At 57.9% G+C, this 16,887-nt stretch carries 9 protein-coding genes and 1 pseudogene; 4 read left to right on the forward strand and 6 right to left on the reverse strand.

Annotated elements, in window-relative coordinates; translation table 11 throughout:
- Position 1: 1 nt before the first annotated feature.
- Together pstC and LKE08_RS17990 are read right to left on the reverse strand one after the other, a co-directional pair.
- Positions 2-934 (reverse strand): phosphate ABC transporter permease subunit PstC, encoded by a 933-nt coding sequence (gene pstC / locus LKE08_RS17985; protein WP_324705625.1) that lies wholly within the window; start codon positions 932-934, stop codon positions 2-4.
- Positions 935-1,125: 191 nt separating this feature from the next.
- Positions 1,126-2,097 carry a PstS family phosphate ABC transporter substrate-binding protein gene (locus tag LKE08_RS17990; RefSeq protein ID WP_324705626.1) on the reverse strand — a complete coding sequence of 324 codons (972 nt, stop codon included), beginning with the start codon at positions 2,095-2,097 and terminating at the stop codon, positions 1,126-1,128.
- Positions 2,098-2,592: 495 nt separating this feature from the next.
- Here LKE08_RS17990 and LKE08_RS17995 point away from each other — a divergent pair, with 495 nt between their 5' ends.
- Positions 2,593-2,835 (forward strand): hypothetical protein, encoded by a 243-nt coding sequence (locus LKE08_RS17995; RefSeq protein WP_324705627.1) that lies wholly within the window; start codon positions 2,593-2,595, stop codon positions 2,833-2,835.
- A gap of 241 nt (positions 2,836-3,076) precedes the next feature.
- On the opposite strand, the gene glyS is transcribed toward LKE08_RS17995, so the two are convergent.
- Positions 3,077-5,224 (reverse strand): glycine--tRNA ligase subunit beta, encoded by a 2,148-nt coding sequence (glyS, locus tag LKE08_RS18000; RefSeq protein ID WP_324705628.1) that lies wholly within the window; start codon positions 5,222-5,224, stop codon positions 3,077-3,079.
- 262 nt (positions 5,225-5,486) lie between these two features.
- Positions 5,487-6,566: a HEAT repeat domain-containing protein gene (locus tag LKE08_RS18005; protein ID WP_324705629.1), complete on the reverse strand. Its 1,080-nt coding sequence runs from the start codon at positions 6,564-6,566 to the stop codon at positions 5,487-5,489.
- A gap of 98 nt (positions 6,567-6,664) precedes the next feature.
- On the opposite strand from LKE08_RS18005, the gene LKE08_RS18010 reads away from it, so the two are divergent.
- The 3 genes from LKE08_RS18010 (at position 6,665) to LKE08_RS18020 (ending at position 15,559) form a co-directional block, all read left to right on the forward strand.
- A complete protein-coding gene (locus tag LKE08_RS18010; RefSeq protein WP_324705630.1) occupies positions 6,665-8,581 on the forward strand; it encodes a DNA/RNA helicase in 1,917 nt (638 codons plus the stop codon).
- Positions 8,479-9,411 (forward strand): pentapeptide repeat-containing protein, encoded by a 933-nt coding sequence (locus LKE08_RS18015; protein WP_324705631.1) that lies wholly within the window; start codon positions 8,479-8,481, stop codon positions 9,409-9,411. The genes LKE08_RS18010 and LKE08_RS18015 overlap by 103 nt, the downstream gene beginning before the upstream one ends.
- Before the next feature lie 259 nt (positions 9,412-9,670).
- Positions 9,671-15,559: a PAS domain S-box protein gene (locus LKE08_RS18020; RefSeq protein ID WP_324705632.1), complete on the forward strand. Its 5,889-nt coding sequence runs from the start codon at positions 9,671-9,673 to the stop codon at positions 15,557-15,559.
- Positions 15,560-15,639: 80 nt separating this feature from the next.
- Here LKE08_RS18020 and LKE08_RS18025 read toward each other — a convergent pair whose 3' ends face one another.
- Together LKE08_RS18025 and LKE08_RS18030 are read right to left on the reverse strand one after the other, a co-directional pair.
- On the reverse strand, positions 15,640-15,930 hold the full coding sequence (locus LKE08_RS18025; RefSeq protein ID WP_324705636.1) for a polysaccharide biosynthesis C-terminal domain-containing protein: 291 nt from the start codon (positions 15,928-15,930) through the stop codon (positions 15,640-15,642).
- A 75-nt stretch (positions 15,931-16,005) separates the two neighbouring features.
- A pseudogene (locus tag LKE08_RS18030) lies at positions 16,006-16,797 on the reverse strand (oligosaccharide flippase family protein); the annotation flags it as partial.
- Positions 16,798-16,887 lie beyond the last annotated feature (90 nt).

The following is a 16,887-nucleotide window of genomic DNA, read 5'->3' on the forward strand; positions in this document are numbered from 1 at the left end:
TTTAGTAAATTTCTCGATAGTGTTTGGCGAGGAAATGCCCGATAATATTGAGGCAAAGGGTTATCAAAACCAGGGTCAAACCGGCTGCGAAAATCGTCCGATATTCCAGGGTTCCGTGGGGTAAATCGCCCAAACTAACTTGGACGATGTAGGCGGTAATTGTGGCAGCTTGTTCCGTGGGATTCCAGGTCAATTTCGGTTGCAAACCCGCCGCGATCGCCACGATCATCGTCTCTCCAACCGCCCGAGAAGCGCCTAAAATGTAGGCGGCGCTGATGCCGGAAATCGCGGCCGGAAACACCACCCGCAGTGATGTTTGTAGGCGAGTCGCCCCCATCGAATAGGAACCCTCCCGCAGTTCCACGGGAACCGATCGCATCGCATCTTCACTCACCGAACTGATGAAGGGCAGGATCATCAACCCCATCACCAACCCCGCCGACAGCATATTAAATCCCGGCAATTCGGGATAGACTTGCTGGAGTAAAGGCGTCACGAATAGCAGGGCAAAATAGCCGTAAACCACCGTCGGAATGGCTGCTAACAATTCCAGACAGGGTTTGATGACTTCCCGCAGGCGAAGGGGGGCAAATTCGCTCAAATAAATCGCCGCGATCGTCCCGAAGGGGATCGCCACCGACAGGGCGACAACCGTTGTCACCATCGTCCCCGAAACGAGGGGCAAAATCCCGTATTGCGGATCGCCGAAGAGGGGAGTCCACTCCGTCGCCGTCAAAAATTCAAAGATCGAAACTTCTTGAAAAAAGAGCACCGACTCTTCGATCAAAATAAACAGGATCGCGATCGTCGTGGCGACGGAAGAAAACGCCGCCAAAAATAACACCGCCTCGATCGCCCATTCCCGCACATTGCGAATCAATTTCGGATCGACTTTAAAAGATTTTTGAGTCGGTTTCAGGGTTTCCTTAACCATCAGATCTCAGCGCTGGGTTCCATCTCGTCAATTGATACAGAAAGAGCGATTAGGAAAATTGAGATCTAATCGCTCTCAATTTTATGGCAGGCAACAGGCAATAAGGTGAAAAAACTCCCACTGTCTGAGTTTCAGAGTTTTTCGATCTCCTCAGTATCCTGGCGACTGCTACCCAACTATCTCAATCAAAACTATAGTCCAGCCCGCAGGGGAACGCGACCGGTCTGACCTTTTTGGAACCGCTCCATCGCCATTTTGTAGTCGGCTGCGGGGAGGGGAACGTAGGCAACTTCACGGACATATTTGGGAGCATTATTGAGGTAGTATTCTACGAACGCCTTCACTTCCGGACGCTGGGCTGCTTTGGTGCTGACGTAGATGTAAATCGGCCGGGACAAGGGCTTGTAAGTGCCGTTGTTCACCGTTTGCGGGGAGGGTGCAACGCCGTCAATTTTAACGGATTTTATCCGGCCTTTATTCGCGTCGTAGTAGGCGTAACCGAAGTAACCCAAGGCGTTCTTATTGCGGGCGACCCCTTGGACTAAAACGTTGTCATCTTCGCTGGGGGTGTAGTCCGTGCGGCTGCTGTTGTTGTCCCCCAGAATTTCTTCGTTGAAATAGTCGAAGGTTCCGGAGTCCGCACCCGGGCCGAACAACGTAAATTGTTCGTTGGGCCAACTCGAACGGATGTCGCTCCATTTGGTGACATTTCCCTGGGATGATGCCTGCCACATTTTCTTGAGTTCAGCGGGACTCATGTTGTCCGCCCAGGTGTTTTGGGGGTTGACAACCACGGTGATGGCATCGTAGGCGACTGGTAATTCGATATAGCTAATTCCCGCCGCTTTGCACTGTTCCTGTTCCGAAGGTTTGATGGGTCGGGAGGCATCGGAAATGTCCGTTTCACCCGCGCAGAATTTCTTGAAACCGCCGCCGGTTCCGGAAATTCCCACGGTGACGCGAACCGAGCCATTTTGGGCTTTTTGGAATTCCTCCGCGACGGCTTCGGTGATGGGATATACCGTGCTGGAACCGTCGATTTTAATGGTGGAAGAACTTTGCGATCGCAGCGTGGGCACTGCCACGGAAAGGGCGGTTGCGACCAGAGCCGAAACCCCGGCCCAAGCCCAGCGGTTGGTAAACTGCATTCCTTTTAACAGCATAAGTCTAAATGTGGCTTAACCCTTGGTTATGATGTGGATTGCCTATCAGCTTAGGCCAGACATATCAAATCCAATTTAAGAACGGTTTAAAAGAAAGTTAACTAATCGCCATCTAATCAATCGCAACCATCAGCGTCGCCAATCTGACTCCCGGCGATCGCCCCATCCCGGAGGGCACAGCCGCATACCCCCGGCACTTGCTCCCTACATTAATAGCAGTTGTCTATCCGCTGCGATATGGTTCGATCCCCCATTATCCCCCTTAACAAGGGGGACTTGAACTCGATCTTTGTATCTCACTGACTTGAAAATTGCTGTAAGTCCGAGTTCCCCTGTGTCAGTTGGCGAACCCGCACACCCTCCCCCGCCGGAGAATGCCACCCATCCGATTTCTCGAAAGCTTCCGGGGAACCAGTTGCGAAACTTGCAGGGGATGGCAACGAAATCCCTCGACGGACCCGTACTTTAAACATATCCCCTACCGGAGCCGACATCATGGAACTCACCCTCACCGGATTCTTGCCCTCCCTGATCGCGATCGCCGTTTCCTTTCTGGCAGTTATCGTCTACACTTCTACCCAGGAAGAACTGATCAAACTCGTCATGGCGATCGTCGCCGCCGTCGGCCTGGTGTTGAGTCTCACCTTGGCTCACTGGATCGTGCTCTCCGGCCTGATTCTCCTCGTCCTCAAAGGCTGGAAGCTGTTTCCCAAAGAACTCCTCGCCTCCGATAACTAGAAACCGGGTTTCTAATACAATCTCCGGTCAGGAACGAAAAACCCTCATAGAAACCCGGTTTCTTCCTCCCCACCCGAGTCTAGAAACCGGGTTTCTATTTAGATCTAGATGGGAAAACGAAAGTCCTCCTAGAAACCCGGTTTCTTCCCCCCACGCGATCGCTCTAGAAACCCGGTTTCTATTTACATCTGGGTGGGGAACGAAAAACCCTCCTAGAAACCCGGTTTCTTCCCCACACCAATCAACTCTTGACGATCGCGCCAAAATCTGCTAAAACTCGGGCGTGATTTCGCAACAAACCCAGCAGGTTGAGGCGGTTGCGTTGCACCTTCAGATCCGAGTCCATCACCAGAACGCTGTCCGGCCCGTCGAAAAAGGCACCGACGGTGGGGGCGATTTCCGCCAAAGCCTCCACCAACTGCCGATAGTTGCGGGTTTCTCGGGCGGCTTGGGTTTTGGGAACTAAGGCTTCGAGCCCCTCGAAAAATGCCTGTTCCGAGGATTTGTCGAATAGGGACGGATTGACGACCGCGTGGGGTTTGAGTTGGGCGGTATCTAACTCCCCCTGTTTGGCGAGGCGGGTGGAACGGTTGACGGTTTCGTAAATAGTATCCAACGTGCCGTCGTCGCGAATTTCCTGCAAGAATAAAGCGCGATCGCGGACATCCAACAAGTCCTTCAATGCCCGTTCCGTGTATTCGAGATCTTCGTCGCCCAAAACGGCGTTTACCAGGTCGTAATCGATGCCTTTTTCGTCCTGCAAAAGGGTGCGAATCCGCTGCAAGAAGAACTCGTCCACATGATGCACCAGACCCAACATTGCATTGGGATTATTGTTGACAAAATCCGTCGTCAACTCCTGGATAATTTGATATAAATTCAGGGGCAGGTCGGCATCCCAAATGATGTTGACCACCGCATTCGCCGCCCGCCGCAGCGCGAAGGGATCGGAAGAACCGGTGGGCAGCATTCCCAAACCGAAAATACTCACCAGGGTATCGAGTTTGTCGGCCAAAGCGACAATTTGACTGACGATATTTCCCGGCAGACGATCGCTCGCCCCCCTGGGCAAATAATGTTCGACAATGGCGGTGGCGACGGGTTCCGGTTCCCCCCCCGCGATCGCGTATTTTTCCCCCATTATTCCTTCCAATTCGGGGAATTCGTACACCATCTGAGTCACCAGATCCGCCTTGCACAACAGGGCGGCGCGTTTGATGTGGGCGCGTTCCGGTTCGCCGACTTGAAGCTGTCCGGCGATGCGATCGGCGTTGGCGACGATGCGATTCACCTTATCCCGCACCGATCCCAAATCTTCCTGGAACGTGACATTTTCCAGTTCCGGGAGATAGCTTTCCAGGGTTTTTTTCAAATCGGTTTTGTAGAAAAATTCCCCGTCCGCCAGCCGCGCCCGGATCACCCGCTCGTTACCGGCGGCGATGATTTGAGACTTGGCGGGATCGCCGTTGGAAATGGTGATAAAATTGGCTTTCAGCGCCGGTTTGGAACCGCTTTCCAACACGGGAAAATAGCGCTGGTGCGTCACCATCACGGTTTTGCTGACTTCCGGCGGCAGCACCAAAAATTCGGGGTCGAACGTCCCCACCACGGCCGTCGGCCACTCGACCAAATTGACGACTTCATCGAGGAGATCTGCGGGAATTTCCGCCTCGCCGCCGACGCTTTTCGCCGCCGTTTTCACCCCTTTCACGATCGCACTCTGGCGCCGTTCGGGATCGACTTCCACGAAAGCACTGCGGAGACATTCGATATAATCTGTGGCAGTAGGAATGGAAACCGGGTCGGGGTGCAGGATTCGGTGTCCCTCCGAGACGCGATCGCTCGTTATCGTTTCCGAACCGTTGGCGATCGTCAGGGGCAACACTTCACCGTCCAGCAACGCCACCAGCCAGCGGATCGGACGGGGAAACCGCAGGTCCCCATCTCCCCACCGCATGAACCGTTTCCCCTCCAGCTTGTCGATCCACTGGGGGACTAATTCGGTCAAAATTTCCGCCGTGGGGCGCCCGGGAATGTGTTTGAGGACGAAGACAAAATCGCCCTTTTTGGTGGGGCGGACCTCGAGATCTTCCAAATTGACGTCTTGTTTTCTGGCGAACCCCTCGGCGGCTTTGGTGGGTTTGCCGTCCTTGAAGGCGGCGGAGGCGGGGGGGCCCTTGATTTCCTCTTGGCGATCGGGCTGTTTGTCCGGGAGTCCCGCGATCGCGATCGCCAGCCGTCGGGGTGTGGCGTAGACGTTCACCAACTCGCAGGTGAGGTACTGTTCCGACAGGGTGGCGGGGACGAGGGCCTGCCACTGGGCGATCGCGCTTCCGACAAAGGTGGCGGGCAGTTCTTCTGTACCGACTTCGAGTAAAAAGCTAGGCATGGGAGACGATCCAGGTTGGGCAGACTTCAGACAAATTATTACTCTACCACAGGATTGGAGTGCGGGGAAGAATTGATAATTGATAATTGACCGCGGACAATCGATCGTTTAATTTTCCTTTCCCGACTCCCGCACCCGACTCACCACAAGATCATATACCCGTCCCATTTTTATCGAAACACATTTTCTCTGCATTTCCTCACCATCCCAATATTTGGATTCCCCAAAATTTGCCGCATTTTACATTATAAAAAAAATTCCGTCACCGCTGGGGCGGATCGTTCGTTGACATCGGCAAAGGCCGCATCCGACTCAACTTGTCCGCCGCCCAGCGAGCCGTCTCCCGCACCTCCGGCTCCGGATCGTCGATCGCCCGCTGTAAAATTTGGCTGGTCTGGTACATCAGATCGTAAATTCGCGTCAGATCCCGGATCGCATTCTGCCGCACTTCCGGGTTTTCATCCTGTAGCGAGAAGATCAGCGCCCGACTCATCGGCTTGAGAGTCCGCGTGCCGATTTCCGACAGGGACCCCAAAATCATGCTCCGCTGCTTCGAGTCCGACGTGAACAGCAAATTCACCAAGGGCTCGATCGCCCGCGAGTCCCCATCTTGGGCTAATTCCCAGATCGCCTTGCTGCGGCTGGCCGGGTCGGGATATTGTAGCTGTAAAATCAGTTGCTCGACCCGATCCGGGATCGGCTGGGGGGGAGGGGGCTGGGGTGTGATAGGTGCGCTGTCGCCGATAGGTGCGCTGTCGCCGATAGGTGCGCTGTCTCGGATAGGTGCGCTGTCGCGGATCGCGGGTTGGGGTCGCTCCGCCGCTTCGGGAGGCGGAACCCGGACATTTCGGGTGCCATTTTTTTCGGCTTCGGGATGGGGTTCCTCGGCCGGAATTTGCAGGAGGGGGGCAGTTTCAGGTTCCTCGTCCGGCTCGGAGGGAAACGGGTTGGCGGCGGGTGGAGGATCTGGGGACAGAGAAATGAGAGGTTCGTCGGGCGCGACTTCTTCAGTTTCCTCGCCTTCTTCTTCCTCCAAGTGGGGGGGGTGCAGGAGTCGCATCAGGATGAAGACAGCCCCGGCGGTGACGATGATCCCTCCGATCGCCAAAAGAAACAGCGCTTTGGGAAACCGGGACGGGGGTTTTTCTTCGGCCGGTTCGGAATCGTCCTGGGCTAAAAGTAAGACATCCGGAGGGGTCGGGGCGATGTCGGGCGATCGCCATTCTACCATCGGGGAGGCTTCCCGCAACGGGGGAAGCGCCACACTTCGGCCCGGGCTGGCGGAGAGTCCCAGTCCGGTCAAACTCGTCAATAGCAATAAAGTCAGGCGATCGGGAGCCATGAAACTCAAGTGGGGTGATAACGGAGGGCAAGGTGACAGAATTGGGTCGCCCATTTCATTCGGTCTGCTCCATCCTAACTGCTCTTTCCTCTGTTAGAGTGAAATCCGAACGTCAACCGACAAGATGCACCGACGATCGCATCAATGGCGAATCTTTGACTCTTCAATCCTATCAGTCAATGGGCTTAAGTTCGGCGGGGACACCGCAAAAGTTTATCGCCGCCGAAATGGTGGGCGACGCCGGAGAAGCGGGGGAACGGCGGGTTTGGGACGGAATCTGCGCGGCCTTCGCCGATCGCGACTGTCTGGCCTATTGGCGCTATCCGATTTTCTCAACAGTGGGGGACTTCCGCAAAGAACCCGACGTGCTGATCGCCGACACCCAATTGGGTTTGGTCGCCATCGAGGTCAAATCCGTCGCCATCGACCAGATCCGGGGCATTTCCGGCCACTGGTGGGAGTTTTGCCACTTTTATACCGCCCGCGGCAACCCCTATCAACAGGCCGAAACCCATTTGTTCGCCCTGTTGGACTACTGCGATCGCGAAACGACTCTCAAGGGCAACGTCCCGAGTCGCGCTTTGGTGGCGCTACCGAAAATCGCCCGGGCCCAATGGCGCGATCGCGGGTTCGACCGCCTCCCGAGTTCTCCCCCCATCCTATTTGCCGACGATCTCGACGATCCCCATACCATTCTCCGGCAAATCGAAGCGATCCCCTCCCTCACCCCCGGCCGGCCGCTCTCGGGCGATCGCTGGAAACAGTTGCTCGGCGTCATCGGCGGGACATCCCTATTTCGCCCCCCCAGTCGTCGCTTTTTTGTGAATCCAGAAACCCCCACCCGAGGCGCGATCGTCGCCCGAATGCGGGAACATTTAGCCAAATTTGACCTCGAACAGGAACACCTCGCCAAACGCATCCCCCCCGGGCCGCAGCGGATTCGGGGGGTAGCCGGGTCGGGCAAGACGGTGCTGCTGTGCCAAAAAGCCGCCCATATGCACCTCAAACACCCCGATTGGACGATCGCCCTGGTATTTTTCAGCCGTACCCTCCGCGATCCCATCATTGACCATTTAGACCGCTGGCTGCGACGGTTCAGTTGCGATCGCGTCCAATACGACCCCGACTCGCCCAATTTAAGAGTATTCCACGCCTGGGGGAGCCGCGACCAACCCGGACTCTACCGGCTCCTGTGCGAAACGGCCGGGGTGCGATCGTTGAGTGCCGACGAAGCCGGAGGCCAAACGCCCCAGGACAACCTCGCCCGCGCCTGCTCCCACTTGCTGCAAACCGCCCCGGTTCCCGATATCTTCGACGCCCTCCTGATCGACGAAGCCCAGGATCTCGTCGCCGACGAAGCCCTCAAATTCCGGGACAAACAGCCCTTTTTCTGGATGGCCTACCAATCCCTACGCCCCGTTTCCCAGCGGGATCGCCGCCTGATTTGGGCCTACGACGAACTGCAAGCCCTGCAGTGCCTCACCGTCCCCACGGCGGACGAACTGTTTGGAGACGAGTTGGGACAGATGGTGGCGGGTTTTTATCCCGACGGACTCCCGAAAACCATTGTCCTGCGCCGGGGCTACCGCACCCCCGCTCCGGTCCTCACCGTCGCCCATGCGATCGCATTCGGACTGCTGCACCGGGGGGGAGCCCTCACCCAGATCCGCTCCCCTGGGGATTGGCGATCCTTGGGTTATGATGTGAAAACCGATGTTACCTCTTCTCAAACTCCCTTTCGTCCCGGCCAACAGGTGACGATCGCGCCGCACCCCCCCCCCAACCAGACCCCCCCCATCCCCTGCCGCAATGGTGGGAACGCTCTGCGATCGAATTTGAAACCTATGCCTCGCGATCGGAGGAACTCGCGGCCCTGGCCGATCGCCTCGTTTACAATCTCAGGGTCGATGGGTTGCGCCCCAGCCGGGAACTGCTCGTCATTATTTTGGGGACGGGTTCCGCCGCCGGGCAGTTGGAAGCGCAAGTCGCCCATTTTCTCATCGGGCAAGGTCTAGATATTTTCATTCCCGGCCAGCCCGAGTGCAACTGCTTGCCGCGGGAACGCCGGACACCCCGGAGCGATCGCTTTTGGTGCGAAGGCGGCATCACCCTCTCCCGCATCCACCAAGCCAAAGGCCAGGAAGCCGATCTGGTGTATCTGGTGGGCCTCGATCGCTTGGCGGCTTCTGTGGAGAGCGTCACCGTGCGCCATCAGTTATTTATCGCTCTAACCCGCACCCGGGGCTGGGTTCGCCTGAGCGGCATCGGCAACTTCCCCTTTTACGGCGAACTGTGGCGCACGATCCGACATCGAGATTCCCTGACATTTCGGGTGGGATCGTTTCCCGGACGTCAGATCGGCTTGAATGCGGCGGACGAATTGCGGCGGCGATACGGGCGGGGACACCGCAACTTTCGGGGGATCGACTTGGCCGGGGCGCAACTGGCCGGACACTGCCTCCGCGACGCGAATCTGGTGGCGGCGAACTTGCAAGGGGCGGATTTGACAGCGGCGAATTTGGACGACGCCCGACTGGCGGCGGCCAATTTGAGCCGCGCCACCCTCGACCGGGCCAAGCTGCGAAAAGCGAGTCTGGCGGGGGCGATCTTGTCCGGGGCGACCCTGGCGGGGGCCGATTTGAGCCGCGCCGACCTCCGGGATGCGGACCTGCGGCGGGCCGACCTGACGGATGCCATTTTGAGGGGTTCCCAGATAATGGGAGCGGACTTGAGTCATGCTAATCTAAAAGGAGCGAATCTTCTGGATGCTGATTTGAGCGAAACCGGGCTGATTGGAACCCATCTCAAAACCGCCGTCATGCCCGACGGCGAAATTCACCCCTAAACCGTTCACACCCCACGGGACTCTGCCTTTCCACTCTCAAGTCTAGATGATATGGGAGTCGCTTAATCCGTCAATTCCGACTGTCGCGATCGCCGCCAAACCCCGATTTTAACCCTCGAATTGACCACGGTGCCGACCTTCAAAGCGGACGGACGATGTGTGACAATCGACGGTCGCCTCGAATGGGATTCGATCCCCAATTTGAATTGGATTTAATCAACGAAAAGCAACGCAGATGAGCGGAAATATCAGGGTTGAAATGCTTCATACCGATTTCAGCATGGGGAGGGTGAACCGGAGCAACATGGAAGCCCCCGAGGACAGATTGGAACTGCCCGGTTATCAGATTCTCGATTTGATTTACGACGGGTCGAGAACGTTAGTTTACCGGGGAATTCGGCTGCGCGATCGCCGACCCGTGGCGATCAAATGTCTGCGCGATCGCTACCCCACCGCCGCCGACCTCGACAAGTTTCGCCGCCAATACACGATCGCCCGCTCCCTCGACATACCGGGGATCGTCGATGTCCTCGGCTTGGAACCCCACGGCAACGGGCTGGCCCTGGTCATGGCCGACGACGGCTCCGGGTCCCTGGCCCAATTCCTGCGCGATCGCCCCCTCGACCTGCCCACCTTTTTCACCGTCGCCCGACAAATCGTTCAGATCCTCGAAGACCTGCACCGCCACCGCATCGTCCACCGCGATATCAAACCCCAAAATCTCCTCATCGACCCCGGCACCCTTTCGATCAAATTAATTGATTTCAGCATTTCGATTCAGTTATCGGACGGGGATGTTGTCGCCCTCAATGCCGCCCCGGCCCTGGAAGGGACGCCCGCCTACATCGCCCCGGAACAGACCGGACGCACCAACCGGCGCGTCGATACCCGCACCGACTTCTATTCCCTGGGCGTGACATTTTATCAACTGCTGACCGGACGCCTCCCCTTTGAATCCGCCGACCCGATGGAGTTGGTCCATGCCCACCTCGCCCAGATGCCCCCGCCGCCCCGGCAACTCAACCCCGAGATCCCCCCACCCCTCGGCGACCTGATCCTGAAATTGATGGCTAAAAACCCCGAAGATCGCTATCAGAGAGCCCGGGAAATTCGGGTCGATCTCGATCGCCTCCGACGGTTGACCCGAACCCCCGATGCCGGACTTTCCCAACCGAACCTGATCGCCCTCCCCCTGGCCCTTGGAACTCGCATCTACGGGCGCGATCGCGAATTGCGGCAGCTCAAAGCCCTCCTGCCCAAAGCCCGGGAGCGATCGCGTCTTGGCGTGGTGGCAGGCGTTTCCGGGATCGGCAAAACTGCCTTGATTCGAGAGCTGACCCGCACCGTTCTCGCCGACGGGGGCACCTGCGCGGGGAGCCAATTTGAAGCCGGCTCCAATTCTCCCCCCCTCGGCCCCTGGCGGCACGTCTGGCGCCAACTCCATCCAGCCACTTCCCCATCCGAACCGGAGCCGTCTCCCGGGCTGTTGGGGGAACAGATCGGGCGGGCGCTGCAACGGGCCTGGGAGATGGACCGCACCCGGCCCGCGATCGTGTTCCTCGACGACATCCAGCGGGCTGACCCCGAGTCCCTGCACCTGTTGCGGGTTGTGTTGGAGCGCGTCCCCCGGGGCTTGTTGGTGCTGTTGGCGCTCCAGGATGACGAGGTGGAACCGGGCCATCCGGCGCCGGCCCTGCGGTTGGATTTGCGAGCCGACCGCGTTCCCACCCACACCTTCCACCTGTCCCCCCTGGATTTGGGGACCCTCGACACCTGGATCGCCGACCTCTTCGGCGAGTCCGCCGACGCCGCCCCCGGGGAGATCGCCCCCCTCACCAAACAAGTCCACCTGCAAACGGGGGGCAACCCCCTGGCGGTGACGCGCCTGCTGAGTGTCTGCGCGGAGTTGGGGATCGTCCGCTCCGAACCCGGGGGCGGTTGGACTGGCGACCTGGACCGGGTGCGATCGCTCTCCGTGGAGTTGGGGGGACACGAAGCCCTCGCCCCCCGGATGCAGGCCGCGATCGCTAACCAACTGCGACGGCTCACTCCCGCCGCCCAAATGGCCTTGCAACGGGCCGCCGGTTTGGGAACCCCATGGAAACTTGACATTTTGTCAAAAATATGCTATATGCCCGAGGCGGAAATGGAAGCGATCCTCGACGAAGCGATCGCCGCCAACTTGATCGGTTTGTGCCCGGGGGAAAATTCCCCCGAACCCGCCTATCGGTTCCTGCACGACCGCATCCGGGCCGCCGCCTACGACCTGATCCCCCCGGAACGGCGGGCCGCCATCCACTTGGAAATCGGGCGCCAACTCGACACCGGGAAGGGAGGGGGAGGGGGACGGGACATCTTCGCTGTCGTCAACCAATTGAATTTGGGGATCGGATTGATTTCGGAACCGTCGGAACGCGATCGCCTGGCCCGACTCAACCTGATCGCCGGACGGCAGGCCGCGGCCGCCGAAGCCCACACCACCGCCATCGGACACCTGATGATCGGCATGGGTCTGTTGGGAGAAAATGGTTGGGCGCGACAGTACGACCTCGCCCTGGCCCTGTACGGCGAAGGGGTGCGGGTAGCCTACCGGACCGGAGACGGGGAACAGATGGCACGATGGCGCGATCGCATCCTGGCCAATGCCCGCACCCCGGCCGATGAGCTCGCCGTCTGGGAAGTCCGAGTGCAAACCGAACTCGCCGCCGACCCCGACCGGGCGATCGAAACCGCCCTCGACCTCTGCCGCTCCCTCGGCTTCGACCTGCCCCGCCACCCCGCCCCGGAGCGGCTCCAAGACCCCCGAAAACGCCTGGAAATCCATTTCAGCGATGGGGACATCGCCCCGACAGGTGAAAACCGGGCCGTCTCGCGCCTGCTGTCCCTGATTTGGCGGGCGACTCTGGAGCGGGCCCCCGAACTGTCCCGGCTCATCGCCCAGGAACTGGTCGGTGGGTTGGCGCCGGAGGATTGTCGCGCCTTCGCCTACGCCGCCGCCGGCTTCCTGTCGGCCCGGGACGGCGACCTCGATCGCGCCGAAATCTGCGTCCGGCGGGGACTGGAATGGCTCCCCCGGCTGACCTTCGAGCCCGTGCGGGATCTGACCCTGAAACTGATCCACGAGGGGATTCGACCCCGTATCGAGCCCCTCGACGAATTGCGGGAGTCCTTTCCGTGGGGATGGCGGTCGAGTCGGCTGGCGTACCTGGCCGGGGACGAACTCGGCGAACTCGGTTCCTCCGAAATTGTTCGCATTTTCCAAGGTCAGGTTGACCGAGAAACGGAGCCGCGGCGGGAGGAAAGGGAATCGCCCTTCGATGGGGTTCTCGATCGCCTGATGGTCTGCTATTTGTTCGGGGAGGATACCGAGGCATTCCGCCACGCCGAAGCCGCGATCGCCCGCCAAAATGGCGCGATTTCTGCCTTCTCATCCGCCCTATTTTATGCCTACGATTCCCTGGCGCGGCTGGCGATGTATCCGCGAGTTGAAGTGTCCCGGAAACCGGAAATTCTGCGTCGGGTCGGGGAAAATCAGGAGATTCTCAAACGGTGGGGCGATCGCGTGCCGGAGAATTATCGCCATCTATTCGAGTTGGTGGAAGCGGAGCGGTATCGCATTTTGGGCGATCGCTTGGCGGCGATGGAAGCCTACGATTTGGTGGCGAAAATTGCCCGCCAATATCGCCACCGCCGGGAGGAAGGGGTGGCGAACGAACGGGCTGCGTTATTTTATTTGGATTGGGGGCGGGATAAAATTGCCCGCACCTATCTGATCGAGGCCTATTACAGTTACGCCCGCTGGGGGGCGACGGCAAAAATTCGCCAGTTGGAAACGCTTTATCCCAAGCTGCTGGCGCCGATTTTATCCCGCAGCGATCGCTCTCCCCAGGGGGCGACCGAAACGATCATTTCCGACAGTACGGGGGCAGACGTCCTGGATTTATCGACGACGATTCGCGCTTCCCAGGCTCTCTCCGGGGAAATTGACCTGAAGAAATTGTTGACCCAATTGATGCGGGTGCTTTTGGAGACGGCGGGGGCGCAAAAATGCTGCATTATTTTGGCAAATTCGACTTCGGGAATGGCGCGGGCCGAACACTTGGCGATCGAAGGAATTGCCGTGTGTGAGAATTGCGGCGACGGGGAAAAAGCGACCGTCCGGGTGTTGTCGGTTTTGGAGTCGATCGACTTCGCCGCCAGCGAAGATTTATCCCGGGCGATCGTGCGGGCGGCGATCGCGACGGGACAACCCGCCATTTTGGCCAATGCCAGCCGGGAACTCCGGGAGCAAAAAGAGGCTTATTTGCAACTCAAAAAAGTGCTTTCTGTGCTGTGTATGCCGATCCGTAACCGGGGCAAGTTGGTGGGGATTTTATATTTGGAAAATAACTTGACTTCTGGTGCCTTTACCCCCGAACGGTTGGAAATTTTAAATGTTTTGTTTTCCCAGGCTGCCATCTCCATTCGCAACGCCCAACTGTACTCGAAGATCCGGGAAGGGGAAGCGCGGATGACCCAGTTTTTGGAAGGGATGCCCGTCGGGGTAGCCGTAGTGAATGCGGGGGGGAACATTCAATATGTGAACCAAAAGGCGAAACAGTTGCTTGACCGGGATTTGCAACCCGGAGGATTTTGTTTGGAACTCGCCGGAATGTTGCAAATGCACTGTAATTTTACCTCCGAAACATCTCCGTCGGTTCAGTCTTTAAATGGGGAACGGGCGACCACCTACACCTTGGAGATCGAACTGGACGATCGCACGATTCCCGTCGAAAGTTGGGTGACTCCCCACTACGACGGGCGGGGAAATTTGGTTTATGCCATTATCGCGTTTCAAGATATCACCGAACGGCAAAACCGGGAAATCGCCCTCCGAGAAGCGGAGGAACGGTATCGGAGTATTTTTGAAAATGCCCTGGACGGTTTATTTCAAACCAGCCCGGAGGGTAAATTTTTGAGGGCAAATCCCGCGATCGCCCGCATTTTGGGCTACGATTCCCCGGCGGATTTGATTCAAAATATCGACAATATTTCCGGGCAAGTTTACGTCGATCCCGGCGACCGCAAAAATTTTGAGACCTCGATCCTAGAACGGGGGGAAGTCTCCAATTTTGAATGTCAAGTTTATCGAAAAGACGGCGAAAAAATCTGGGTCGCAGAAACGGCGCGAGCCGTCCGAGACGAGGGGGGAAATTTGCTCTATTACGAAGGGTTTTTGGAGGAAATTACAGAACGCAAGAAAGCCGAGGCGGAACGGTTGAAATTGCTGGATGAACTGTCCCAACTCAACCGAAATTTGGACAAAGCCCTGGACGCGGAATTTGAACTCACCGACGCGGCGGGGCGGTTCGTCCCCCACGAATTTCTGTCCTGTTTGGGCTACGAAAGTTTGGTGGAAGTTCAGTTGGGGACAGCCGTGCAAAAAGAAATGTCGATTCTCTTTTCCGATATCCGGGATTTTACCAGTTTGTCTGAGGGGATGACGCCGGAAGATAGCTTCAAGTTTATCAATGCCTTTTTCAGCCGCATGGAACCGGCAATTTTGGAGAATTACGGATTTATCGACAAATATATCGGCGACGCCATCATGGCATTATTCGGCGAAAAACCTGACCACGCCGTTCAAGCCGCCATCTCGATGCTGAGGCACTTGGGCGAGTACAATTTGACCCGCAGCCGGCCCGGACGGCGGCCGATTCGCGTCGGTATCGGCATCCACACCGGCAATTTGATGCTGGGGACGGTGGGGGGTCGAAATCGGATGGACAGCACGGTGATCGGAGATGCGGTGAATTTGGCTTCTCGCATCGAAAGTTTGACCAAAAATTACGGGATTTCTTTATTGATTACGCACCAGACGTTGATGGGGTTGGACGACCCCAATGACTATGGGTTTCGGATCGTCGATCGCGTGCGGGTGAAAGGAAAAACCGACGCCGTGACGGTGTACGAAATCTTCGACCCCGACCCGCCGGAATTGAAACTGAAAAAGTTGGAAACTAAAGTGCTATTCGAGCATTCTTTATTCCTGTACTATCTCAACCGCTATTTGGAAGCCAAACAGGGATTTCAGGATTGTCTGTGCCAAAATCCCGGCGATCGCGTGGCGAGGATTTATCTGAATCGCTGCTGGGAACAGATGCGTTGATGAGGCGGAGGGAATCGGGAATGGGTGATTTTTCATTTTTCATTTTTCATTTTCCCCACACCCCAGCGCCCCGGACCCTATCAAGACGATTTGGGTTTCCAAAATGCGAAAATAATCGAGGGGTAAATATCCAAATAGCGCACCACCAAAATGTGGAGGACGACGTTCCAAATCGCCATGCAGGTGGCGGTGGCGATCGCGGCGCCGAGGATGCCCAAAAACGGGATCGCGATCGCGTTCAAAATCAAATTAGCCAGGGCGCTGCATCCGAAAATGAAGGCGGACTGATCCTGGTGTCCGGTCAACACCATCAAGTATCCCACCGATCCGCTCCCCACATTCACCAACTGCCCCAAAATCAACACCGTCATCGGCCACCGTCCGGCGACGAACTCCGGCCCGAACAGCCCCAGAATGGCCGGGGCGAACCCGATCAGGGCGATCGCCAAAATTAAAGAGGGCCAGAAAATCCAGTGAGCCACCGTCGCCACCAAAGATTGTAACCCGCCGCGATCGCTCTGGGTGTAGAGGGTGGCAAAAGCCGGAGCCGCCACGGTATTGACCGCTTGGAGGACGAAACTCGACCAGAGGGCGGTTTTGGCGGCGACGCTGTAGATCCCGACGGCCTCCGGCCCGACCATCGAGCCGAGCATGAGAATGTCGGTTGGGTTGAGGACGATCAAAAACACCCCCTGCAACAGCAGCGGCAGGGCGACTCGCAGCCACTCCCGGAGGCGGTAAACGGGGGGTGCGGGGGGAAATTCTCCCACGAACGTCCGCCGCAGCCAGACCAGTTGGACGCCGATCGCGATCGCCAGGGTGAGGAGGGAGAGTTGCTCGACGGCGACGGCGGTGAGGGGGACCCCCGCGGCGGCGAGCCCCAACGTCCCGACCGCCACCAGAAACGGCCACAGGAGGCGGAAGGGGACGTAGGCGAGGGCGACCTTTTGGACGGCCCGGGCCATTTCCGATTGCAGTTGGGCGATCGCGAACAGCGGCACCATCCACACCCCGACTTGCAGGGGGACGGAATCGATCCAAGTGTCGGCATCGAATCTCCCCAAAGTCACCGCCACCAGCAGGGAGATCGACACCCCGACACCCGTGCAGAGCCGCCAACTGCCCCGAATCAACCCCGCCAGGTGTCCCCACTGCCCCGTCACCCGATATTGGGAGATCAACCGCAAAACCGCCGTCGGGAAACCCAACTGGGCGAGAACGGAGAGCAACAGGGTGAAGGCGAGGACGAACTCTTGACTTCTCCCCGGTCTAAAGACGCGGGGATTCTTAAGCCGTCCAAAACTGAACTCTTAAAGGCATAGTCAATG

Origin of the sequence: Lyngbya sp. CCY1209 (assembly GCF_035615495.1) — a bacterium.
Classification (GTDB): Bacteria; Cyanobacteriota; Cyanobacteriia; order Cyanobacteriales; family Microcoleaceae; genus Limnospira.